At 41.1% G+C, this 24,127-nt stretch carries 27 protein-coding genes; all 27 read left to right on the top strand.

Annotated features, from left to right (window positions below):
• The first annotated feature begins 5 nt into the window (after positions 1-5).
• The 27 genes from fliF (at position 6) to OSJ91_RS09305 (ending at position 24,124) form a co-directional block, all read left to right on the top strand.
• Positions 6-1,604 carry a flagellar basal-body MS-ring/collar protein FliF gene (fliF, locus tag OSJ91_RS09175; RefSeq protein ID WP_350301998.1) on the top strand — a complete coding sequence of 533 codons (1,599 nt, stop codon included), beginning with the start codon at positions 6-8 and terminating at the stop codon, positions 1,602-1,604.
• A 13-nt stretch (positions 1,605-1,617) separates the two neighbouring features.
• On the top strand, positions 1,618-2,637 hold the full coding sequence (fliG, locus tag OSJ91_RS09180) for a flagellar motor switch protein FliG (RefSeq protein WP_101224644.1): 1,020 nt from the start codon (positions 1,618-1,620) through the stop codon (positions 2,635-2,637).
• On the top strand, positions 2,630-3,394 hold the full coding sequence (gene fliH, locus OSJ91_RS09185; protein ID WP_485891399.1) for a flagellar assembly protein FliH: 765 nt from the start codon (positions 2,630-2,632) through the stop codon (positions 3,392-3,394). The genes fliG and fliH overlap by 8 nt, the downstream gene beginning before the upstream one ends.
• A 2-nt stretch (positions 3,395-3,396) precedes the next feature.
• Positions 3,397-4,716 carry a flagellar protein export ATPase FliI gene (gene fliI, locus OSJ91_RS09190; protein ID WP_350302000.1) on the top strand — a complete coding sequence of 440 codons (1,320 nt, stop codon included), beginning with the start codon at positions 3,397-3,399 and terminating at the stop codon, positions 4,714-4,716.
• 2 nt (positions 4,717-4,718) lie between these two features.
• The gene (fliJ, locus tag OSJ91_RS09195; RefSeq protein WP_413016613.1) at positions 4,719-5,165 is read left to right on the top strand and encodes a flagellar export protein FliJ; all 447 of its coding nucleotides are present in this window, start codon (positions 4,719-4,721) and stop codon (positions 5,163-5,165) included.
• A gap of 4 nt (positions 5,166-5,169) precedes the next feature.
• The gene (locus OSJ91_RS09200; protein ID WP_485891400.1) at positions 5,170-5,787 is read left to right on the top strand and encodes a MotE family protein; all 618 of its coding nucleotides are present in this window, start codon (positions 5,170-5,172) and stop codon (positions 5,785-5,787) included.
• Between the two features lie 25 nt (positions 5,788-5,812).
• Entirely contained in the window at positions 5,813-7,120 is a 1,308-nt protein-coding gene (locus OSJ91_RS09205; RefSeq protein ID WP_350302003.1) for a flagellar hook-length control protein FliK, read from the top strand.
• Between the two features lie 8 nt (positions 7,121-7,128).
• Complete coding sequence (gene flgD / locus OSJ91_RS09210) at positions 7,129-7,764, top strand: flagellar hook assembly protein FlgD (protein WP_350302004.1); 636 nt, start codon at positions 7,129-7,131, stop codon at positions 7,762-7,764.
• A gap of 11 nt (positions 7,765-7,775) precedes the next feature.
• Complete coding sequence (locus OSJ91_RS09215; protein WP_485891401.1) at positions 7,776-7,916, top strand: hypothetical protein; 141 nt, start codon at positions 7,776-7,778, stop codon at positions 7,914-7,916.
• Between the two features lie 15 nt (positions 7,917-7,931).
• Complete coding sequence (locus OSJ91_RS09220) at positions 7,932-8,156, top strand: hypothetical protein (RefSeq protein WP_485891402.1); 225 nt, start codon at positions 7,932-7,934, stop codon at positions 8,154-8,156.
• Between the two features lie 72 nt (positions 8,157-8,228).
• Positions 8,229-9,494, top strand: a complete 1,266-nt coding sequence (locus OSJ91_RS09225) for a flagellar hook protein FlgE (protein ID WP_350302007.1) — start codon at positions 8,229-8,231, stop codon at positions 9,492-9,494.
• Positions 9,495-9,543: 49 nt separating this feature from the next.
• Positions 9,544-9,759 carry a flagellar FlbD family protein gene (locus OSJ91_RS09230; protein ID WP_241591309.1) on the top strand — a complete coding sequence of 72 codons (216 nt, stop codon included), beginning with the start codon at positions 9,544-9,546 and terminating at the stop codon, positions 9,757-9,759.
• Positions 9,756-10,184 carry a flagellar basal body-associated protein FliL gene (gene fliL, locus OSJ91_RS09235; RefSeq protein ID WP_241591174.1) on the top strand — a complete coding sequence of 143 codons (429 nt, stop codon included), beginning with the start codon at positions 9,756-9,758 and terminating at the stop codon, positions 10,182-10,184. The genes OSJ91_RS09230 and fliL overlap by 4 nt, the downstream gene beginning before the upstream one ends.
• Positions 10,185-10,236: 52 nt before the next feature.
• Positions 10,237-11,235, top strand: coding sequence for a flagellar motor switch protein FliM (fliM, locus tag OSJ91_RS09240; protein WP_485891403.1), 999 nt, complete (start codon positions 10,237-10,239; stop codon positions 11,233-11,235).
• A complete protein-coding gene (gene fliY / locus OSJ91_RS09245; protein WP_350302009.1) occupies positions 11,225-12,442 on the top strand; it encodes a flagellar motor switch phosphatase FliY in 1,218 nt (405 codons plus the stop codon). The genes fliM and fliY overlap by 11 nt, the downstream gene beginning before the upstream one ends.
• A gap of 17 nt (positions 12,443-12,459) precedes the next feature.
• The gene (cheY, locus tag OSJ91_RS09250; RefSeq protein WP_063231856.1) at positions 12,460-12,822 is read left to right on the top strand and encodes a chemotaxis protein CheY; all 363 of its coding nucleotides are present in this window, start codon (positions 12,460-12,462) and stop codon (positions 12,820-12,822) included.
• 15 nt (positions 12,823-12,837) lie between these two features.
• Complete coding sequence (locus tag OSJ91_RS09255) at positions 12,838-13,497, top strand: flagellar biosynthetic protein FliO (protein ID WP_485891404.1); 660 nt, start codon at positions 12,838-12,840, stop codon at positions 13,495-13,497.
• Positions 13,494-14,159, top strand: a complete 666-nt coding sequence (gene fliP / locus OSJ91_RS09260; RefSeq protein ID WP_350302011.1) for a flagellar type III secretion system pore protein FliP — start codon at positions 13,494-13,496, stop codon at positions 14,157-14,159. Before OSJ91_RS09255 ends, fliP begins: the two co-directional genes overlap by 4 nt.
• Positions 14,160-14,173: 14 nt before the next feature.
• On the top strand, positions 14,174-14,443 hold the full coding sequence (gene fliQ / locus OSJ91_RS09265) for a flagellar biosynthesis protein FliQ (protein WP_101224658.1): 270 nt from the start codon (positions 14,174-14,176) through the stop codon (positions 14,441-14,443).
• A gap of 3 nt (positions 14,444-14,446) precedes the next feature.
• Positions 14,447-15,223 carry a flagellar biosynthetic protein FliR gene (gene fliR / locus OSJ91_RS09270; RefSeq protein ID WP_485891405.1) on the top strand — a complete coding sequence of 259 codons (777 nt, stop codon included), beginning with the start codon at positions 14,447-14,449 and terminating at the stop codon, positions 15,221-15,223.
• A 1-nt stretch (position 15,224) separates the two neighbouring features.
• The gene (gene flhB / locus OSJ91_RS09275; protein WP_485891406.1) at positions 15,225-16,307 is read left to right on the top strand and encodes a flagellar biosynthesis protein FlhB; all 1,083 of its coding nucleotides are present in this window, start codon (positions 15,225-15,227) and stop codon (positions 16,305-16,307) included.
• A 40-nt stretch (positions 16,308-16,347) separates the two neighbouring features.
• On the top strand, positions 16,348-18,384 hold the full coding sequence (gene flhA, locus OSJ91_RS09280) for a flagellar biosynthesis protein FlhA (protein ID WP_350302013.1): 2,037 nt from the start codon (positions 16,348-16,350) through the stop codon (positions 18,382-18,384).
• On the top strand, positions 18,381-19,538 hold the full coding sequence (gene flhF / locus OSJ91_RS09285) for a flagellar biosynthesis GTPase FlhF (RefSeq protein ID WP_485891407.1): 1,158 nt from the start codon (positions 18,381-18,383) through the stop codon (positions 19,536-19,538). Before flhA ends, flhF begins: the two co-directional genes overlap by 4 nt.
• On the top strand, positions 19,522-20,388 hold the full coding sequence (locus OSJ91_RS09290; RefSeq protein ID WP_350302015.1) for a MinD/ParA family protein: 867 nt from the start codon (positions 19,522-19,524) through the stop codon (positions 20,386-20,388). Before flhF ends, OSJ91_RS09290 begins: the two co-directional genes overlap by 17 nt.
• Before the next feature lie 10 nt (positions 20,389-20,398).
• Entirely contained in the window at positions 20,399-21,496 is a 1,098-nt protein-coding gene (locus OSJ91_RS09295; protein WP_485891408.1) for a protein-glutamate methylesterase/protein-glutamine glutaminase, read from the top strand.
• A gap of 21 nt (positions 21,497-21,517) precedes the next feature.
• The gene (locus tag OSJ91_RS09300) at positions 21,518-23,560 is read left to right on the top strand and encodes a chemotaxis protein CheW (protein WP_350302017.1); all 2,043 of its coding nucleotides are present in this window, start codon (positions 21,518-21,520) and stop codon (positions 23,558-23,560) included.
• A gap of 108 nt (positions 23,561-23,668) precedes the next feature.
• Entirely contained in the window at positions 23,669-24,124 is a 456-nt protein-coding gene (locus OSJ91_RS09305; RefSeq protein ID WP_485891409.1) for a chemotaxis protein CheW, read from the top strand.
• The last annotated feature ends 3 nt before the right edge of the window (positions 24,125-24,127 follow it).

A 24,127-nucleotide genomic window follows, 5' to 3' on the forward strand; every position in this document is an offset into this window, starting at 1 on the left:
TTTAAATGAATGAAGTACTAGTGAACTTTAAAAACAAAATAACTGCTTACTGGACAAGCCGCAGTAAAAAACAAAAATTCATGATGATTGGTTCAGCGGCATTAATTATCATCATCATTACGGCAGTTTCAATTTTAACCACGCGTACTACGCTGGTGCCCTTATATTCCAACTTAACTCCTTCGGAAACGGGGAGCATTAAAGAAAATTTAGACAGTCAAGGGATTATGAATGAAGTTTCTGAAAATGGAACGACCATAAAAGTTCCAGAAGAAAAACTGGATTCACTTAAAGTGGAACTGGCAGCTGAAGGAATTCCGGAATCAGGCAGTATTGACTATTCCTTTTTTAGTCAAAGTGCCGGTATCGGAATGACTGAAAATGAATTCAATGTCATTAAACTTGACTCTATGCAAACGGAATTGGCCAGTTTAATAAAAAAGATTGATGGAGTAGAAGATGCCAGTGTTATGATCACTCTTCCTGATAAAGGAGTTTTTGTCAGTGATTCAGCTGGGGAAGCGTCAGCATCCATTGTATTGAATACGAAACCCGGTTATAAATTTGAAGAAAGTCAAATCAATTCCCTTTATCATCTGGTCTCAAAAAGTGTTCCGAATCTCCCTACAGATAATATCGTCATTATGAACCAAGAGTTTGAGTACTTCGATCTTGAAAATGAAAATTCTTCTTTCGCGTCCGCATTTGCAACCCAAAACGAAATAAAAAAAGAAATAGAACGCGATATTCAAAGACAGGTACAAAATATGCTTGGAACGTTAATGGGGAGAGACAAAGTGGTTGTTTCAGTCACGACAGACCTTGATTTCACTCAAGAAAATCGGGAAGAGAATTTAGTGGAACCGGTCGATGAAGAAAATATGGCTGGAATTGAGATTTCTGCGCAAAGGATCAATGAATCGTATAGCGGGGACGCAGCAGGTGCAGGAGGCGTTCCGCAAAGTGAGGATTCCTCAGATTCATTGGGATCGAGTTACGTTGAAGGCACAAACGGATCCGGTGATTATGAAAAAGTAGATGAAACGATAAATAGTGAAGTGAACCGAATCAAGAAAGAAATAGTCGAAAGCCCATATAAAGTCAAAGATTTAGGTATTCAGGTCATGGTCGAACCGCCCACAGCTGACGATCCGAATTCTTTATCTCAACAGAGTATGGATGATATTACACAAATCCTTGGTACGATAATCCGCACAACAATCGAGAAAAAAGCTGAAGGGGAAGAGCTGACGGACGAGGAGCTTAATAATAAAATTGCGATTTCCGTTCAGCCGTTTAATGGAAAAATGAAGTTGCAAAAAGATGAAACGAAACCTTCGTTACCAATATGGGCATACATCGTCGGCGGATTGCTAATACTTGCCATTATCATTCTCTTAATCTTATTCCTCCGTTCACGAAAGCAAACTGAAATGGAAGAGGAGTACGTGGTTGAAGAGGAAGAAGTCGTATTCGATGTTCCGGATCTGAACAAAGAGAAGGAAACGGAAGCATCTTTAAAAAGAAAACAACTGGAGAAGCTGGCAAAAGATAAGCCAGATGAATTTGCAAAATTATTAAGAAGCTGGATAGCAGAAGACTAGGAGGCTTAAGAAAATGACAGATAGAAAAAAAAAGGCCGGATTGACTGGCAAACAAAAAGCTGCCATCCTCCTTATTTCCTTAGGCCCGGATGTTTCTGCATCCGTTTATAAGCATCTTTCCGAAGAGGAAATTGAGAGATTGACCCTTGAAATTTCGGGAGTGAGGAAAGTGGACTCCCAAGATAAAGAGGAAATTCTGGAAGAATTCCATAATATTGCTTTGGCACAGGATTATATCTCCCAGGGCGGGATAGGATATGCCAAGCAGGTGCTTGAAAAGGCATTAGGTACTGATCAGGCAACCGCCATCATTAACCGTTTAACATCGTCCTTGCAGGTTCGTCCATTCGACTTTGCGAGAAAGGCAGATCCTGGACAGATTTTGAATTTCATTCAGAACGAGCATCCGCAGACCATTGCATTGATCTTGTCCTATCTTGATCCTACCCAGGCTGGACAAATATTGTCTGAGCTTCCGCAAGAGGTGCAGGCCGATATTGCAAGAAGGATTGCTTTAATGGATAGCACTTCTCCGGAAATCATCAATGAAGTGGAGCAAATACTCGAAAGGAAACTTTCAGCGACTGTAACCCAAGATTATACACAGACTGGTGGAGTGGAAGCCGTTGTAGATGTGTTGAATGGTGTTGACCGCTCAACGGAAAGAACGATCTTGGATGCACTTGAAATTCAAGATCCGGAGCTTGCTGAGGAAATCAAGAAACGAATGTTTGTTTTTGAAGATATCGTAACCCTTGATGGCAGAGCGATTCAGCGCGTTGTCAGGGAATCCGATAACGAAGATCTTAAACTTTCTCTTAAAGTGGCTAGTGATGAAGTGAAGGAAATCGTTTTCCGAAACATGTCAAAACGTATGGTTGAAACGTTCCAGGAAGAAATGGAATATATGGGGCCGGTACGTTTGCGTGATGTAGAAGAAGCACAATCAAGAATTGTTGCCGTCATTCGACGACTGGAGGAAACTGGAGACATCGTGATTGCCCGCGGCGGAGGGGATGATATCATTGTCTAGGATTATCAAATCCCAGCAGGCTAACCAGGAGAAAAGCAAAAAGATAGCGATAAAAGTTCGCCCTTTTGACTTTCTTCAAAATGGTGATGCAGATGAGCGAAAAAACCTTCATTATATTCAATCTGATGAATTTCTCAAAGATGCCAAACAGGAAGCGGAAACGTTATTGCTCGATGCTAAGCATAAAGCCCAAGCGATTGCTGCTGAAATCCAGCAAGACCGAGAACTATGGGAGAATCAAGAAAAAGCAATGTTTATCGAACAAGCTCAAAAAGAAGGGTATCAGCAGGGAGTCGAAGATGGGATCCAAAAGGGTTATAGCGAAATTGCCACGGAAATAGCTTTCGCAAAAGAAGTGGTGGAGTCCTCTAAAAAAGATTATCGGCACCATATCGAAACATCTGAAACCGTTATTTTGAATCTTGCCCTGAAGGTGGCAGAGAAAATTATCGGGCAACAGCTTGAAAAAGATGAAGAGTCTTTTTTATCCATAGTCAAAAGAGCCATCAAAGAAGTTAGGGATTACCGTGAAGTGCAATTGCATATCCATCCGATCCGATATCACTCGATTCTTTCTCATAAAGATGAGTTGATGGCAATCTTTCCGAAAGATACTGAGCTGTATATCTTTCCGGATGATGAACTTGAAGAAAGCAGCTGTATCATCGAATCCGAAAACGGAAGGATGGATGCGAGTGTCGGCAGTCAGCTGCAGGAAATAAAAGTGAAACTAACTGAATTGCTGGAAGGGGAATAAAGATGAAAACTAGAGACCTATTGCCCTTGGTTGATGAAGTTGATCCATTCAAACATTATGGACGGGTCAAACGTGTCGTGGGGTTAATGATAGAATCTCAAGGCCCTGAAAGCTCTGTAGGTGATGTTTGTTATATCCATACAGGCATACAAAAAAAGAAAAATCGAATCTTAGCCGAAGTGGTCGGTTTCCGTGATGAAATGGTTATTTTAATGCCTTTTACAGCAGTTAGTGATATTGCACCGGGCTGTATCGTGGAAGGAAGCGGACGGAGCCTTGAGATAAAGGTGGGAAGTGGACTTATTGGCAAAGTAGTCGATCCATTGGGACATCCTATTGATGACTCACTTCTTCCAAAAGGTCTGGCGACAATTTCTGTGGATCAAGATCCGCCGAATCCGATGAAACGACCTCCCATTAATGAACCGATAGATGTAGGAGTCCGGGTAATTGATAGTTTATTAACAGTTGGTAAAGGACAACGTGTTGGTATCTTTGCAGGAAGCGGCGTCGGGAAAAGCACGTTGCTTGGTATGGTAGCAAGGAATACGACGGCTGACTTAAACGTAATCGGTCTTATTGGAGAACGTGGCCGTGAAGTTCGTGAATTCATCGAGAAAGATCTTGGACCCGAAGGGCTGGCACGATCAATCGTTGTGGTGGCGACATCTGACCAGCCAGCGTTGATGAGGATAAAGGGTGCTTTGACGGCAACTGCCATCGCGGAATATTTTCGTGATAAGGGATTGAATGTGATGCTGATGATGGATTCGGTCACGAGGGTTGCGATGGCCCAGAGGGAAATTGGGCTTGCCATCGGGGAACCGCCGACGACCAAAGGGTATACCCCCTCCGTTTTCGCCATCCTGCCAAGGTTACTCGAAAGAACGGGAACAAATCAGCTCGGTACCATTACAGCTTTTTATACGGTACTCGTCGACGGTGATGATATGAATGAACCGATTGCTGATGCTGTCAGGGGAATTTTGGATGGTCACTTCATACTGGACCGAAACTTAGCCAATAAAGGACAGTTTCCAGCGCTCAATGTATTAAAGAGCATTAGTCGTGTCATGAACAATATAGTTGGTGACAAGCATAAAAACGCCGCGGAAAAAGTACGGGCAAGTTTATCAACCTATATGGAGTCGGAAGATTTGATTAATATAGGAGCTTATAAGAAGGGTTCTTCCAAACAAATTGATAACTCGATTACACGCTATCCGGAAATCATTTCATTTTTGAAGCAAGGAACCCATGAAAAAGCTACCAAAGATAATAGTATCAATGCCCTTGTCGAATTGATGGAGAAAGGTGATTAATAATGATTTATCAATATAAATTCGAGAAGATCCTGACCATCAAAGAAAAAGAAAAAACCGATGCACTAGCTAAATACAATGCTGCTTTAAAAAAATTTGAAGAAGTGGCAGAAAAGTTATATAAGCTTTTAAAGAAAAAGGAAGAGTTGCTTGAGTTTCAACAGGAAAAGCTGCGAAATGGATTATCCATACAGGAAATTCGTCATCATCAGTTATTTATGGACAACTTGGAAAAACTCTTAAACCACTGTCAACAGGAAGTCATTGAAGCGCGCTACAAGATGAATATTCAACGGGATATATTAATGGAAAGAAATATCGAGGTTAAAAAGTACGAGAAAATGAAAGAAAATGATTTTCTTAAATTCCTCGATGTCATTAAGGAAGCTGAGAACAAACAAATGGATGAAATATCAATCCGGCAATTCTTAAGCAAAGGCGTAAGGTGATGGAATGCGTAAAAAAGGTGAATCTAATGGATTGGAAGAATTGGAAGAAAGCAAGATAAGTAAGTTTCAATGGTTTCTTGTCATCTTCATTCCATTAATCTTTGCGGTAACTGTAGCGTTGATCGTTTTTACAGTAGCAGGGGTGAATGTAGTGGAAAAGGCAAAGGATATGTCTGCGAAAATACCCTTCATTGAATCGGATCAAAAGGATGAAGAGAAAGATAAACCAGCCAAGAGTGATGAGAAAGTTTCCATGAAGCTCGAAAAATTAGAAACCGAGATTGAAAACAAGGAAAAAGAGATAGACAAGCTTGAGAGCATCATCGATACACGTGACAAGGCCATTGAAAAGGCAGAAGCGGAAAAACAGCAGCTTCAAACAGAAATGAATCAACTTAAAGATAGTCAGAATAATAGTAAACAAGCGTTTAAAGATATAATCCGTACTTATGAAACGATGGCTCCCAAGAAGGCTGCACCCATCATTACCGAAATGAATGATGAAGATGCAGTGAAGATTCTCTCAAGTATGAAAGCAGCCACTTTAGCTAAGGTTTTGGAGCAAATGACAACGGCTGATGCTGCAAGGTTAACGAAGAAACTAACGGAACAAAGTTCTTAAGTGGAAAGAGTTAGGAGGTGAATATATGAATTCTGCCATTAATTCTTTACTTCCCTTGGCATCATTAAGTATAAAGGTACCAATTAAGCCAAATCAGCAATCTAATTCAGGGTTTGGGTCAGTCCTTCAATCAGCGATAGGGGCAGAACCTCCCATTCCATCGGATATAGGCGGCAACCCTGAAGGACGAATGTCTGAAATAAACGATTTGCTTGGTTTTTTGAAACTTGAAAGGTTAAGTGATACAGGGGAAGAGAGTGCAGCCGTTGCCCCTTCAGTAAACAAACAAGACAGCAGCCTTATTTTACAGGTCCTAAAAAATATAGTTGGAAATGATGAGGGTGCCCTTGATGATTTCTTTGCGAGCATCGAGGAACTGGATTTAGAACAAGAAGGTGAGGACTTCAGCCTGAATCCACAAAGTTTGTTATCAGCCAATGTCATGGAACTGTATACCACCCTGAAAAAAGTTACTGTATTGAGCGAAGAAGAATGGCATGACCTCCCATTATCTGGTGTGGTGAATCTTTTGAAACTGGTGAAAATTCAAGATCTTCTCTCGGAGAATAAGGATATGACACAAGATGAAGCGGCCATCCAGAAACAAATGAAACACCTGCTTGAAGGGATAACGGGGAAGCTGGAGAAATGGCTGTCCAATCAGTCAAAATCAAAAACAGAACCTGACCAATCCAACACTTTGGAGACAGGGCAAACTAAAGCAATAGAAACATTTAAAAGCGCATTCTCGCATTTATCTGGGAGTGACAAGGTAAATAAAGACGGAGCAGTCGCTAGCAGTGTGACTTTGCAAAGCCCGGATAGCGGTAAACATCAAGGGTCTGGTATGCCTTTTCTCATGACAAAGCTGGAGCAATTCGTCTTGGCGGCTCCCAAAGGTGAGCAAACTGTCAGTCAAGATGAATTTGTTAAGCAATTTGAAAATATTTTAAGTAAGGCGAACTTTAGCGGAACTAACGGTGTAAATAAACTGTTGATCAGATTGAATCCAGAACATTTAGGGTCCCTAAGAATCGAGCTGATTCAAAAAGATGGTATGCTGTCAGCCAAGATTCTGGCTACTACTGCCCAGGCCAAAGATATGCTGGAGAATCAGATTCATGGTTTAAAACAAGCGTTTAGCGGACAAAACATTCAAATTGAAAGAATTGAAATATCACAGGCCTTCAATGCTTTTAACTCTGAGAAATTCAGCCAGAAAGACGCGGATGAACATAATGAACAACAGGAGAGTAAGGAAGAAAGCAACGATGAGACGGAAAGCGAGTTTACGGGATCCCTTGCCGATGCTCTGTTAAATCTAGAAGTGTAGGTGAAAAAATGACGACCATCGATACATCACTATTATTATCAAAATCTCAAACTGAAAACAGAAAAACCGGGGATGCATTGGGAAAAGATGATTTCTTGAAATTGTTGCTTACCCAGCTTCAAAACCAAGATCCGTCAAGCCCGATGGACAATACCGAGTTCATCGCCCAAATGGCCACTTTTTCTTCTCTGGAACAGATGATGAATATGGGAGCCCAAATGGAAGAAATAATCGGGATCAATCAGCAAAATAGTTTAATGAACTATAACTCTTTTGTCGGAAAGGAAGTCACTTGGCACAAATTGGATGAAGGCGATGATGACCTTGCGATAGAAGAAGGAACAGGCATCGTTAAATCGATCCAATATAAGGGTGATGGCGTTTATTTTCTTTTAGAAGATGGCACAAAGCTTGAACCCGCAAATATTTCGGCAATGAAACAAACAAGTTCCACGTCGAATAGCTTGACGTCGGCAAGCGAATTAATAGGCAAGCGCGTTTCCTGGATGGATGAAAAAAATGGAGAGACATCAGCTGTCGTAATCTCGGTATCCATGAGTAATGGCAAACTGCAAATTGAAGTGGATGATGAAAACAACACCAAGTTATCATCAGAGCAATTGATAAAAATCGCTGAAGCCTAAGGGGCGGGAATATGAATAAACTTGGTTTTCAAGCAAATTCAGCTCAGCTGATGCCACAAACAAAATTACCGTTAAGGGCAGATGATCCAGCAAGGCTTTCAACAGCATTTTCAAGCTGCTGTCTCCACGAACGAAAAATCGACCATCAGTAAACATGCTCATTGCGGATGAATCAAAGGAGTATAGAAATAGCGTCACAAACCTGGGACAAAATAGCCCTTAAAACCAATGAGGCCAAAAACATGGGTGTAACCGAATCTCTTATCATTACAGAGAATGCGGCACTGATAGTAAGCACGAAAAACAATAAGGTCATCACAGTCATGGACAGGAAAGAAGCAACATCACAAATTTTCACGAACATCAATGGAACCATAATTTTAGATAAATAGGCTGGACCTGAAATAGGAAGCCTGGACTGTGGAATGACGAAAGCAGTCTTTATATGAAAGGGGAGCTTTTACATGCTACGTTCAATGTATTCGGGAATAAGCGGATTAAAAAACTTACAAACAAAACTGGATGTTATCGGTAATAACGTCGCCAATGTCAATACATATGGTTTCAAAAAAAGCCGTGTGACATTCAGCGATGCGATGAACCAAACGGTATCTGGTGCAAGTGCAGCAACAGCCAATAAAGGAGGAACCAATTCTAAACAAATTGGATTGGGCTCCACGATTGCTACAATCGATACGATCCATACACAGTCAAGCCTGCAAACCACCGGCCGCGATCTTGATTTAGGAATATCTGGTGATGGCTATTTCGTCGTCAAGCAAGGAGATTCACTTTCATATACACGTGCAGGAAACTTTTATCTGGATGATAATGGTACGCTTGTCAACGCGAATGGTTTGAAAGTGCAGGCTTACAAGGTTGATGAAAACGGGAAACGATCAAAAACGATTGGCGACGTTGCAGTTAACGTCAATGCGATTTTACCTGCCATTACCACCACTAAAATATCAGTAAGTGGAAATCTAGCTGCTGACGCAATTGATGGTACCGTATTTAGCCAGCAAATGAAAGTTGTGGATGAAAAGGGTAAAGAACAAACGGCAACTATCTATTTCCAAAAAAACGGTGATGATAAATGGGAGCTTTTTGATGAAGAACCTGCTGCCTTGGGGAATACATCAGCTACTAAACCAAAACCGTTCACTACGGTTAATTTCGACGCAAATGGTCAGATAGTGGCTGCTGATAAAACCCAGGCAGGTCAAACCATAAACATTTCAAGCGGCAAAGAGGATGACTCGGATACACAAGTTGATGAAAGCGTACAAAAAGTTAATTTGGATTTTGATTTCTCGAATCTTACTCAAGTTAAAGGTTCCACCACTGCTCTTGTCAATCCGAATGGTAATAAAGAAGGTAAACTGGAAAGCTTTAATATTGGTTCATCAGGGGAAATAAATGGCGTTTATTCCAACGGTCTGATCACTACTTTAGGCCAACTGGCCGTTGCCAAGTTTTCCAATGCATCTGGCTTGACGAAAACCGGTGGCAATACTTTTCAGGAATCAATAAATTCAGGTACTGCAAATATCAATATCGCAGGTGAGGGGCGCGGTGTGATTGCATCAGGTTCTTTGGAAATGTCCAATGTGGATTTATCCGAAGAGTTTACTGAAATGATCGTTGCTCAACGTGGTTTCCAATCGAATTCGAGGATCATCACGACGTCGGATGAGATTTTACAGGAATTGGTTAACTTAAAACGATAGGTTAAGGGAGGGAGGAGCCAGGTGCTTTTTGCCCTGGCTCCTAAATATCATTATCAAAGTCACAAGACTCAATGGAAAATGCTTTTATATCAATGCATTGTACATAGACACAGTCGAGTCATTGCCAGATACGACCATTACTTTTACAAATGGTAAGAAAATCGTTGTGCTAGAGAAGGAAGAGGAACTGGTTGAAGCTATTATACAATTTTATCGTACCGTTAATATTCTAGGTTTTCGTAAGGATGTGGAGGAAAGTTCATGAAAAAAAATCTATTGACCATAATGTTGATTATACTCGTGGCTATAACGCTTGTTGGTGTCATAGCGGTCGTGGTTGTGACAAAGTTATCTGATCCCACATCTGCCGAAGATAAACCTAGCATTGACGAAATTGTCAAATCATCAGTTGAGATTCCTGAAATTACTACGAATCTTGCCGGCAATGATTATATCAAAATCTCATTTATGGTCCAAACAGAAAATAAAAAAGCAAAAGAAGAGTTGGAAAAAAGAAATTTTCAAGTGAAAAATATCATCATTACCGAACTATCAGAAATGAAAGCGGAAGAGTTAACCGGTAAAAAAGGCAAGGAAAAGCTTCAAGAAGCGTTAAAGACTAGAATGAATGAATTAATGGAAGAAGGAAAAGTTGAAAAGGTTTATATAACCTCCTCGATTCTGCAATAAGAACATCCTTGCTTCATTAAATAAGAAGGAGAAGCTTTGGAGGTGAGTGTTAATGTCCGGGGAAATATTATCGCAAAATGAAATCGATGCTCTGTTATCGGCCATTTCCACAGGTGAAATGGATGCAGATGATTTAAAAAAAGAAGAAGTAGAAAAAAGAGTGAAAGTATACGACTTTAAAAGGGCGCTTAGGTTTTCAAAGGATCAAATCCGGAGTTTGACCAGGATACACGAGAACTTTGCAAGGCTGCTGACAACATACTTTTCTGCTCAGCTAAGAACATATGTCCAAATATCCGTTGCTTCGGCAGATCAAATACCATACGAAGAGTTTATCCGATCGATTCCTAAAATGACCATATTGAATGTTTTTGAGGTGCCGCCCTTGGATGGCCGAATCATTATTGAGGTCAACCCGAATATCGCTTATTCCATGATGGATCGTGTTTTGGGCGGGCGGGGCATAAGCGTGAATAAGGTGGATAGTTTAACGGAAATAGAAACGAAAATCATGTCGAATTTATTCGAGAAGGCTTTTGAAAATTTACAGGAGGCTTGGGGAACGATTGTTGAAATCGAACCGGTGATGACGGAGTTCGAGGTGAATCCACAATTTTTACAACTGGTTTCTCCCAACGATACTGTTGTGGTCATTTCCTTGAATACACAAATCGGCGAAACGAGCGGAATGATTAATGTTTGCATTCCTCACGTCGTATTGGAACCGATCATACCAAAGTTATCTGCTCATTATTGGATGGAAAATTCCCAAAAGGAAAAACTCCCAGAGGAAATCATGATTTTGGAAAAGCGTATCCGAAACGCAGATCTTCCCATTATTTCCGAACTTGGTTCCACAGACATCACCATCGAGGATTTTTTGCTGCTTGATGTTGGCGATGTCATCGATTTAAATAAGGCAATCGATGAACCTTTGACGATTACAATTGGAGGGATTCCAAAATACAGCGGGCAGCCAGGAAAAGTAGGAAAAAAACATGCTATCCAGATTCTTGATATTTTGAAAGGGGGAGACGAAGATGGTAAGTGATGGAATGCTTTCACAAGACGAGATAGATGCCCTTTTAAAAGGTACAAGTGATATAGAAGATGAGGTGGTCCCTCACTCGATTGACGATTATTTATCGATGATGGAGCTCGACGCCCTCGGTGAAATTGGTAATATCTCCTTCGGAAGTTCGGCCACTGCCCTATCCACTTTGTTGAATCAGAAAGTGGATATCACCACCCCGACGGTTACATTGATTGAAAGGGGACAGATCGGGGAAGAATTCCCGCATCCGTATGTAGCGATTCAAGTGCAATATACAGAAGGTTTTTCAGGTATAAATATGCTGGTCATCAAGCAGAGCGATGCTGCTATCATTGCGGATTTGATGCTAGGCGGAGATGGGGAGAATCCTTCTGACCTGCTTGGGGAAATTCAATTGAGTGCTGTCCAGGAAGCCATGAACCAAATGATGGGTTCTGCTGCGACATCCATGTCGACCATTTTCAGTAAAAAAGTGGATATTTCTCCACCTAGCATAGATTTACTTAACTTTTTAAATGGTGAAGGTGAAAATGCGATACCGGACGAGGATTTATTTGCAAAAATCTCATTCCGTCTCCGTGTCGGCAGCTTAATTGATTCCAGTATCATGCAATTGCTGCCGTTAGAGTTTGCTAAAGGGTTAGTTTCTGAATTATTAAATGGGACGAGCGAAAGCGATCCTGCCGAGATGAAAACGCAAAAAGCACTAAGTGATCCAGTAACAAACATTCCAACTCAGGAGCCGGCACCATTCCAGGACATCCGGTCTGATCGATCGGCAAATGAAACTTATGGACAAGGCGGTCACCAAACCCAACCTGCGAACCAAATGCCGAATGTACCACAACATTTTGGAGTTTCATCCGTACCAACAGGACATCCGGTAAATGTTCAGCCTGCCAGTTTCACCAGTTTTCAGCCTTATCAGCTTCAGGAGTCTGAAACGAAAAATCTCAGCATGCTGATGGATATCCCTTTGCAGGTGACTGTGGAGCTTGGAAGAACGAAACGCTCCGTCAAGGATATATTGGAGCTGTCCTCCGGTTCGATCATCGAATTGGATAAATTAGCGGGAGAGCCAGTTGATATCCTGGTAAACAGCCGTTTGATAGCAAAAGGCGAGGTAGTGGTGATTGATGAAAACTTTGGAGTACGTGTTACGGATATCATGAGTCAAAGTGACCGATTAAATAAAATAAGATAATTTGGGGGACGAAAATTATGGCTAATAGAATTTTAATTGTGGACGATGCAGCATTTATGAGAATGATGATTAAGGATATCCTTTCAAAAAATGGTTTTGAAATAGTCGGGGAAGCAGCAGATGGAGCCCAAGCAGTGGAAAAATATAAAGAAACTCATCCGGATCTTGTAACGATGGATATTACCATGCCTGAAATGGATGGAATTACAGCATTAAAGGAAATTAAAAAGGTAAATCCTCAAGCTAAGGTCATCATGTGTTCAGCGATGGGACAGCAAGCCATGGTCATTGATGCGATCCAGGCGGGTGCAAAAGACTTTATCGTGAAGCCATTCCAGGCGGACCGTGTTTTGGAAGCCATAAATAAAGCATTAAGTTAAGAGGGTGTCTTCATATTGTTTTTAATTAAAAAATGGCTTCAGGTCTCACTGATGATAGCAGTATTCTTCTCTGGGGCCATACAGGCCCATGCGGAAGATCTTGAAAAAACAGTAAAGGATGTTTATGAACAGCCAGATGATTTAAAGGTGGATAAAGGTGAATCAAAAGGCTCGAAATCTACCAAACAGACAACGAATCCTGATAAAGTGGGGATAACCGTTTGGGAGTTTCTGAGGATGATATTTGCCACGATTTTTGTAGTGGCCCTTCTATATATCCTATTAAAGTTCATCAATAAAAAAAGTAAATCGTATCAAAAGGCAAATTCAGTGGAGAATTTAGGCGGTACGGGCCTTGGCGCAAATCGTTCTGTCCAGCTTGTTAAAGTCGGCGGGAGAATATTGGTGATCGGGGTCGGTGAAAATATTCAGCTCTTGAAAGAAATAGATGATTCCGAGGAATATGAACAGCTTTTGAAAGATCACAACGATAAGATCGATCAAATGATCCAGCCAGGGGAACTTGCAATGAAGTTGAAAAATAAGTGGTTGAAGAAAAGCGGATCCGAAACCGCCAGTTTCACTGCAGAGTTCAAAAGCCAACTTGATCAATTGTCTGATAGCAGGAAAAAGCTGTTAAAGGAGCTTGATAGGAAAGGAAGAGACAATGAATGAATGAGTTCATGGAGTTTTTTAATAACAGTGATCCCGCTAATGTCTCTACTTCCGTCAAACTTGTTCTACTGATGACTGTCTTATCGCTGGCTCCAAGCATATTGATCTTGATGACCTGTTTTACAAGAATCATCATTGTCCTGAGCTTTGTGAGAACATCGCTAGCTACACAGCAGATGCCGCCGAATCAGGTGTTGATCGGCCTGGCACTTTTCATGACATTTTTCATAATGGCACCGACTTTTCAGGAAGTGAATGAAAAGGCATTAACCCCGTTATTTAATGAAGAGATAGATTTAGAAGAAGCATATGTACAGGCCTCGATACCATTTAAAGAATTCATGAGTGCCCATACAAGGCAGAAGGACCTTGAGCTATTCTTGGAATATGCCAAGGTGGATAAGCCTGAAACGATACAGGACATTCCCTTGACTGCCTTTGTACCAGCTTTTGCAATCAGTGAAATCAAAACAGCTTTTCAAATAGGTTTCATGATTTTCATTCCCTTTTTGGTTATTGATATGGTCATTGCAAGTGTCCTGATGTCGATGGGGATGATGATGTTGCCGCCAGTCATGATTTCCCTGCCATTTAAAATCCTCCTTTTCATTCTTGTTGACGGATGGTATTTAGTGGTGAAGTCTTTATTACAGAGTTTTTAAGCAGGTGAGAAAAAATGAGTGCAGATTTTGTTATTGATATAGCAGAAAAAGGAATTTATATGGTATTGATTATCGCTGGCCCATTGATGGTAATCGCTCTTATTGTAGGACTATTAGTAAGCATCTTTCAGGCGACTACACAGATTCAGGAACAAACCTTGGCATTTGTTCCGAAAATCGTCGCAGTCTTATTGGGACTCATTTTATTGGCTCCATGGATGTTGAGCCACCTATTATCATATGCAAATGAAATATTCGGTAATCTGAATCGATTTGTAGGGTAGGGCATGGAGGAATTATTTCCGCACTTTCCCGCCTTTTTATTAATTGTGGTCCGGGTCACTACATTTTTCGTGGCCATGCCGATTTTTTCGTACCGTTCAATACCGGTACAACATCGGGTCGGGCTTGGAATCTTCCTTGCCTGGATCATGTACTACACCATTGATGCTCCGGTTCTGGAATTGGATGTCACATTTTATTTATTGATCATGAAGGAAGCGCTTGTTGGCCTTTTCATTGGGTTTGCAGCGTATATGATTTTATCGGCCGTTCAAATCGCTGGCGGATTGATTGATTTTCAAATGGGTTTTTCAATAGCGAATGTCATCGATCCCCAAACCGGGGCACAAAGCCCGTTGATGGGACAATACCTTTACACAATCGCCTTATTATTCCTATTGAGTACTAATGGCCATCATTTGCTTTTGGATGGAATTTTTTATAGTTATCAGTTCATCCCGATTGACCAATTATTTGTACCATTCGGAGATCATGCGCTGATAGAATATTTGGCCAAAGCTTTCAGCAAAGCTTTCATGATTGCTTTTCAAATGTCCATACCTGTGGTGGGAAGTATTTTCTTAGTGGATGTCACGCTTGGGATACTTGCCAGGACAGTTCCTCAATTAAATGTGTTCGTTGTTGGGATTCCAGTGAAAATCATTGCCGGTTTAGTCGTTATCATACTGGTAATGGGGATGATGATGACGGTTGTCACCCAACTCTTCAATTTCTTGCTTTTGACCATGCGTCACCTAATGCAGTTGATTGGAGGCGTTTGATATGGAGTGGTATCAGCTGGATTTGCAGTTTTTCGCTGGTGAAAAGACCGAAAAGGCGACTCCCAAAAAACGTCAGGATTCGAAGAAAAAAGGTCAGGTGGCAAAGAGTCAGGATGTAAATACCTCTGTGAATTTAATTGCAGTGTTTTCAGTGTTATTGCTTATGGGACCGTACATGTATAATCATTTGCTCGGTCTTATGAAAGAATATCTGCAACATTTTACCTTGGCTGGATTCAGTGAGGAGAATATGCAAATTATCATGATAGAGGTTTTAAAGGAGATGGGCCTTATCCTAGGACCCGTTTTTGCAGCAGCGATAGTGGCTGGGATATTGGCTAATGTCATGCAAGTCGGGTTTTTGTTTTCGACTGAATCCATACAGTTCAAACTTGATAAATTGGATCCCATTAAAGGATTCAAACGTATTTTTTCAATGAGGGCCATTGTTGAATTATTGAAATCCATTCTTAAAATATCATTTGTTGGTTTTGTTGCCTTTTATGTACTATGGCAGCGCATGGACGAGATTATGATTTTATCACAGGTTTCTGTGGAAGAAGCGATGGCAACACTGGCGGATATTACGATTAAAGTAGGATTTTATGCTGCCGTGGCTTTATTGTTCATTGCTCTATTAGACTATTTGTATCAAAAATATGACTTTGAAAAAAACATCCGGATGTCCAAACAGGATATAAAGGATGAGTATAAAAATTCCGAAGGGGACCCGCTCATCAAATCCAAAATAAAGCAAAAGCAGAGGCAGATGGCCGCTCAGAGAATGATGCAGGAAATTCCCAATGCGGATGTCGTCATCACTAACCCGACGCATTTTGCTATTGCTTTAAAATATGATGAAGAAAAAGCTGAGGCTCCGTATGTAGTGGCAAAGGGCGTAGATTTTGTTGCCCAGAAAATTAAATTCATTGCCAAAGAAAACGATGTGACCATGGTGGAAAATCGGCCTTTGGCCAGGTCTTTATATGATCAAGCTGAATTAGGCCAGGCGATACCTGAAGAGTTCTTTAAGGCGGTCGCTGAAATTCTGGCCTTTGTATATAAAACCAAAGGTAAAGTGTAAAGAGTAATAGGGTAACCCGCTAGTTAGGAGAGAAAAAAACATGCGAGCAAGAGATTTAGTTGTTATATCGAGCGTCATCATGATCGTTGCCATGTTGGTCATTCCATTGCCAACATGGTTGTTAAGTATTTTACTCCTTTTAAATATCTCTCTTGCGTTGCTGGTTCTATTGACTACGATGAATATGAAAGAACCTCTCGAATTTTCGATCTTTCCTTCCTTGCTCCTTTTACTGACATTGTTCAGGCTGGGGTTGAATGTTTCGACGACTCGTGCCATTTTGACCTATGGTGATGCTGGGGGAGTTGTAGAAACCTTTGGATCGTTTGTAGTCGGCGGTAACGTGCTTGTAGGATTAGTTGTATTCATCATTTTGGTCATCATAAATTTCATCGTCATCACGAAAGGTTCCGAACGGGTCTCGGAGGTAGCGGCTAGGTTTACGCTGGATGCGATGCCGGGGAAACAGATGGCCATCGATGCAGATTTAAATGCTGGGATGATCTCGGAAAACGAAGCACGTGCCAGAAGGGAAAAAATTAGTAACGAAGCAGACTTTTATGGATCCATGGATGGGGCGAGTAAGTTTGTTAAAGGGGACGCCATAGCGGGCATCATCATTGTCATCATTAACTTGATTTTCGGTATGATCATTGGCGTCATGCAATTGGACATGAGCTTTGGAGAAGCAGCCGTCCATTTTTCCATGTTATCGGTTGGTGACGGTATCGTGAGTCAGGTACCAGCTTTATTGATTTCTACAGCTACGGGAATTGTCGTAACCCGGGCAGCCTCGAATGGAAACCTCGGAGCGGATATTGTTGAACAGTTATTTCAATTTCCAAAAATGCTTTACCTAACAGCAGCAACCATTTTCCTTTTAGGGTTATTCACTCCCATTTCCGACTTGTTCACCATTCCGATCGCTGCTTTATTAGTCGTTGGAGGGTATACAATTTCAAGGATACCGAAGCAGGACGAAAGTGAAATACAAGAAATGGAAGAAGTGCTGGAAACCGATGAAATGAAAAGTCCAGAAAGCGTCGTTAACCTTTTAAGTGTCGACCCGATCGAATTTGAGTTTGGATATGGATTGATTCCGCTTGCGGATGCCAATCAAGGGGGAGACCTACTGGACCGGGTTGTCATGATCCGCCGGCAGCTTGCAATTGAGTTGGGGCTCGTGATCCCTGTCGTCAGAATACGTGATAATATTCAGTTGAATCCTAATGAGTATCGGCTGAAGATTAAGGGAAGTGTCATGGCAAAGGGGGAATTGCTCCTAAATCATTTCTTGGCCATGAGTCCAGGGATGGAAGACGATTCAATAGAAGGAATCGATACGATAGAACCGTCTTTCGGTTTACCGGCCAAGTGGATTACGGATGATATGAAAGAACATGCCGAGATGCTGGGTTATACAGTTGTGGACCCGCCAAGTGTTGTATCCACCCACTTGACGGAAGTCATAAAGTCCAATGCGCAGGAATTATTGGGCAGGCAGGAAACGAAACAATTGATCGATCATCTCAACGAATCGTCACCTATACTAGTAGAGGAAGTCACTCCGAATCCCTTGTCTATAGGAGATGTCCAAAAGGTATTGGCAAAATTATTGAAGGAAAAAGTTTCGATAAGGAACTTACCGATCATTTTCGAAACGCTTGCTGATTATGGCAAGTTATCGACTGACACAGATTTGCTTACTGAATATGTAAGGCAGAATTTAGCCAGACAAATAACGAATTCTTTTATTTCGGATGAAAATAGAATTAAAGTCATAACATTATCGGGGAAAGTTGAAAAGACCATCGCGGATGGTGTACAGCAAACCGATCATGGCAATTTTTTATCATTGGATCCAACTATATCGCAATCCATATTGGAGGCAGTTGCAGCCAAATTGGAAGAGCTGACCCTAATGGATCACCAACCGATCTTACTCTGCTCTCCAGCAGTAAGGATGTATGCCCGGCAACTAACTGAACGTTATTTTCCTAATGTACCGATTCTTTCATACAATGAACTCGAATCGAATGTAGAAGTACAAAGTGTAGGGGTGGTGGATATCGATTGAAGGTAAAGAAATATTTGGCGCCATCAATGAACGAGGCAATGAAGCGAATAAGGGCGGAACTGGGCAGTGATGCAGTAATCTTAAGTTCCAAGGCTGTATATAATGGTGGTTTCTTAGGATTATTCAAAAAGAGGAATATTGAAGTCATTGCAGCCATAGACCCTGTGTCCCAGCCTATCCAAGCCGTAACCAAGCAAAAATCGAAGAAGTTGCCATCTAAGCTGGATATGGCAAGTCATGCCCCTGAACCTAATGAAGGGAATAGGGAAAGTGCAGACTTATTAAAAGAAATCGAAGGTTTGAAAGATATGATAAAGAGTTTGCATATCTATTCAACTGATAAAAAATATCCGGGGAGGCTGGAGAAAATCCACGAATACCTAACCGAGCAGGAAGTGGATATATCACTTCGGTCCCAAATCATGGATGAATTGCTTGAAAAATGGTTCGTTTTTAAACAGCAATCCACTGATGAAGAGGTTCAAGTTTGGTTGGAAGAAGCCATGCTCGGGATTTTGGAAAAGGTTGAAAACGGAAAACCCGGGCTGCAAAAAAAATATATTAATATTGTTGGCCCAACAGGTGTGGGAAAGACAACGACCTTGGCAAAAGTAGCTGCGGAAACCATGTTGAAGCATGATAAAAAAGTGGCTTTCATTACGACGGATACGTATAGGATTGCTGCAATAGATCAACTTAAGACGTATGCCAAGATTTTAAACGTTCCAATTGAAGTCGCTTATAATTTGGAAGACTTCAAAAGGGCTGCTGAACGCTTCTCCCATTATGATTTTGTTTTTATTGATACGGCCGGAAGGAATTTCCGTAACCCGCAATATGTCAAGGATCTCAATGAAATCATCCATTTTACAGATGAGATGGAAACCTATTTAGTATTGTCATTGACCTCTAAACAAAAGGATATGGAAGATATTTATCGACAGTTTGCTGCCATACCTATTAAACAGGTCATTTTTACAAAAGCGGACGAAACCTCCACTTTCGGGCAGATATTCAATTTTATACACACTCATAAATTAGGAGCCGCCTATATAACAGATGGACAGAATGTGCCAGACGATATTGAAATAGCTACATCATCACAGCTATTGAAAATGGCTATTGGGGCTAATAAATATGAAAGATCAAGCTGAGAATTTACGAAAAAGATTGGAAGCCCGCCAAAATCGATCAATGGCCAAAACGATTGCCGTTTTAAGCGGGAAAGGTGGAGTGGGAAAATCGAACTTTTCTTTGAATTTTTCGATTGCTTTATCCCAAAGAGGCAAAAAAGTACTGTTGTTCGACATGGATATCGGTATGGGGAATATTGATATTTTGATCGGGGAACAATCTCCCTGCAGCATTATTGATTTTTTTGAAAACGATTGTAGTTTGAAGGATATCATCATCACAGGGCCGGGAAACATTTCAATCATTACAGGTGGAACGGGGTTGACGAATCTCTTTTCACTTAATGAAGAAAAGTATACCCGGTTTAATGAGGAATTCAGTTTATTGTTGTCGAATTACGATTATATCTTATTTGATATGGGTGCAGGCATCACTCAGGATTCCATGAAATTCCTGTTATGTGTGGATGAATTAGTCGTTATCACGACGCCTGAACCCACTTCTATCATGGATGCATATTCCGCAATGAAATATATCCATTCGGTAAATAAAGAGACTCCATTGTTCCTGGTTTGCAATCGGGTTTTCACGAGTAAGGACGGCAAAGAAACGATTAAGCGCCTCCAAAATGCACTAGTGAAATTTTTGGGACTGGAAACTGTAGCTCTAGGGTACTTGCCAGATGATAGAACCGTACCCAATTCTGTTACCAAACAGATGCCCTTTCTCCTTTTCGATTCAGAAGCCGATGTATCCAAAGCCATTATGGACATTGCTTCGAGATATGCAAATCATTCATTTGGGGAAGAATTGACTTTGCAAAAAAGCCATTTCCTCCAAAATATGAAGAGATATTTTTTTGGAAAGTAGGTCTCCTTATATGAGTAAAGTAAAAGTGCTGATAGTGGACGATTCTGCGTTTATGAGAAAGTTAATTTCAGAGTTTTTAGCAGAAGATAGCAGGATGGAAGTCATCGGGACTGCCAGGAATGGAAGAGATGCCATAGACAAAATAAAGGCTTTAAAACCCGATGTCGTGACTTTGGATGTGGAAATGCCGATTATGGACGGATTGGAAGCATTAAGCCGGATCATGAATGAATGTCCAACTGCTGTAGTCATGTTATCAAGCACAACGAAAAAAGGAACGGAAAATACATTTGCCGCCATGAACAGTGGAGCCTTTGACTTTGTGGCTAAACCTTCGGGTGCCATTTCATTGGATTTACATAAAATCAAGAAAGAACTCCATGAAAAAGTTATGGCTGCCAGCAGGGCGAATGTTCACAAACTAGAAAAAAATGCGATGAATATTGAAAGAAGCCCATCCGTTTGGGGAAAATATAGTAAAATGGATTCAAAAGAATCGTCAGAAATTGAAAAAAATCAAAAAAAATGGTCCTATGGGCACAAAAAGATAATAGTCATCGGTACATCAACAGGAGGCCCAAGAGCTCTGCAGACCGTCTTGGCAGGTCTCCCGGAAGAAGTGGATGCTCCCATTCTCATTGTCCAGCATATGCCCCCCGGTTTCACAAAATCCTTGGCAACACGCCTGAATTCATTATGCAAGATTAAAGTGAAGGAAGCTGAAGAGGGGGAACTGATTCAAAAAGGTGTCGCCTATATTGCACCTGGAGGTTTTCACTTGAAAGTGAGGAAAGTCGGAATGAGCTGGGCAATCCTTTTGGATCAATCCGAATTGCGTAATGGACATCGCCCGTCGGTTGATGTGCTATTTGAATCGGTAAGTGAAATGAATGATTCTGCGAAAATAGCCGTTATCATGACCGGAATGGGGATGGACGGGGCGATGGGACTCATGAAGCTTAAACAGGAGGGTCCATTAAAAGCGATAGCCGAATCACAGGAGACATCAATCGTTTTTGGTATGCCTAAGGCGGCAATCAATACCAAGTTAATAGATAGCATAGAGGATGTAGAAAAAATAGCTAAAGCGATAATAAGCTATTGTTAACACGTGGAGGTGTGAGATTGTATGGATATGAATCAGTATTTAGAGGTTTTTATAGAAGAAAGTAAAGAACATCTTCAAACGTGCAGCGAACAGTTGCTGGTACTCGAAAAGAACCCGGAAGACCTCTCGATCGTAAACGAAATCTTTCGTTCCGCCCATACCTTAAAAGGGATGTCGGCGACTATGGGGTATGAGGATCTAACCAATTTAACTCATAAAATGGAGAATGTGTTGGATGCGATCCGAAATAGTCAAATCGCCCTCTCTTCAGAGTTATTTGATGTGATATTTTTAGCGGTTGATGATTTAGAAGCGATGGTCATGTCCATTGCTGAAGGTGGAGATGGAAAAAGAAATGTGGAGGAGGTTGTCCATCAGCTGGAAATGATTGAAAAAGGGGAGTCGCCCGTTTCTTCGACCATTGCAGAGATTGCAGCAGCTTCTGCCGTCCTTGAAAAAGAGGAAATGACTGCGGGAGAGTACGATGAATTTGAATGGACAGTGCTTCAGCAGTCCAAAGATCAAGGCTTCAACAGCTTTGAAATCTCGATAGGGTTGCGTGAGGACTGTCTTTTAAAAGCTGCCCGGGTGTTTATGGTTTTCGAGGTGCTTGAAAAGTCAGGTGAAGTAATCAAGTCACACCCGCCCGTCGAACTTTTGGAAGAAGAGCAATTCGATCAGCAATTTACGGTCACGATGGTAACAACAGAATCGAGTGATGAGATAAAGGAAAAAATCATGAAGGTTTCCGAAGTGGATCAAGTTGTGGTAAATGCCCTTGATCTTGAGGGCTTGAGGCATGCAGCCAATTCTATAGAGAATCAAGTTGCTGAAATACCGGAACAAGAGAAAAATAAAGCCGTGCTTCCAACTGATAATGATGATAAGAAAAAACAGGCACCCGTTAAGCCGGCATCAAGCAAGACCATTCGGGTGAACATTGAGCGGCTTGATATATTAATGAACCTATTCGAGGAACTTGTAATCGATAGAGGCAGACTTGACCAAATTTCCAGTGATTTGGATAATCAAGAATTACATGAAACAGTAGAAAGAATGTCCCGTATAACAAGTGATTTACAAACAATCGTTTTGAATATGCGGATGGTGCCCGTTGAAACTGTATTCAATCGTTTTCCTAAAATGGTTCGTCAATTGGCAAGGGATTTAAACAAGAAAGTCAATTTGGAAATCAACGGTGCCGAAACGGAACTTGACCGTACAGTCATTGATGAAATCGGTGATCCTCTCGTCCATTTATTAAGAAACGCCATGGATCATGGAATTGAAACACCTGAAGAACGTTTGGCGAAAGGAAAGAATGAAGAAGGTAAAATCCTGTTAAAAGCCTACCACAGCGGCAATCATGTTTTCATTGAAATCGAGGATGACGGTGCAGGAATCAATAAAGATCGAGTCTTGAACAAGGCGCTATCCAATGGGATATTAACCAAGGAAACTGCCGCCACCCTAACGGATAAGCAAATCTATGAATTGATATTCGCTTCTGGTTTCTCAACAGCCGAAACCATTTCAGATGTATCGGGGCGCGGTGTTGGACTGGATGTGGTAAAAAATACTATTGAGTCTCTCGGTGGATCTGTCACGATCGATTCCAAAGAGAATGAAGGATCCATCTTCCTTATTCAGCTTCCGCTTACATTGTCCATTATCTCTGTCATGCTGGTTGCAATCCAAAACGAAAAATATGCCATACCGCTTTCTTCGATAATAGAAACAGCAATCATAAAAAAAGCAGATATCTTGAATGCCCATAATCAACAGGTTATTGACTTCAGGGGAAAGATTCTGCCGCTTCTGTTCTTGAAAGATATATTTGAAGTGCCTATCAGTCAGGAAGAAGAAGAGTCCCTCTCTGTGGTCATTGTAAGAAAAGGCGATAAATTAGCCGGATTAGTCGTTGATTCATTCATCGGGCAGCTGGAAATCGTTCTGAAATCACTAGGTAATTATTTAAATAGCGCATTTGCAATATCGGGCGCAACGATTCTTGGTGATGGTCAAGTTGCTTTAATCATAGATTGCAACACATTGATTCATTGAATGATAGATAAATGGGGCAGGGGAATGGGTCGTTGGTTCACCCGTTTCGATTCAGGTTTTCGTTAAGACTGCACAACAATCATGAGTTTATTAAAAGGAGGGGAATAGATGTCGGAGGATATGAAAGTAATCGTATTTCAAATTAAGGATAAAGAATATGCACTTCCAGTTGATAAAGTCAGCGGTATCGAAAAGATTCTGCATATTACCAGAGTTCCAAAGGCTGTAAAGTTTGTTAAAGGAGTCATAAATCTAAGGGGTGTAATCACTCCAATTATTGATTTACGGGTGCGTTTTGGTTTCGAAGAGGTGGAATACGATGAATCAACAAGGATTATCATCGTCATTCTGGATGATATGGAAGTTGGGTTAATAGTGGACTCTGCCAATGATGTTTTGGATATTCCAGTGGAGAGTATCGAACCTCAGCCTGAAGTTGTGGGACATTTGGCTTCAGAATACATTAGCGGAGTGGCTAAAATTGAAAAGCGACTGCTCGTCCTAATCAATATGGAGAAGGCTCTAAGTCTGGAAATGACTGAAAATATGTTAAGAGAAGGATAATCA

It is taken from the genome of Bacillus sp. T-10(2022) (assembly GCF_056502895.1).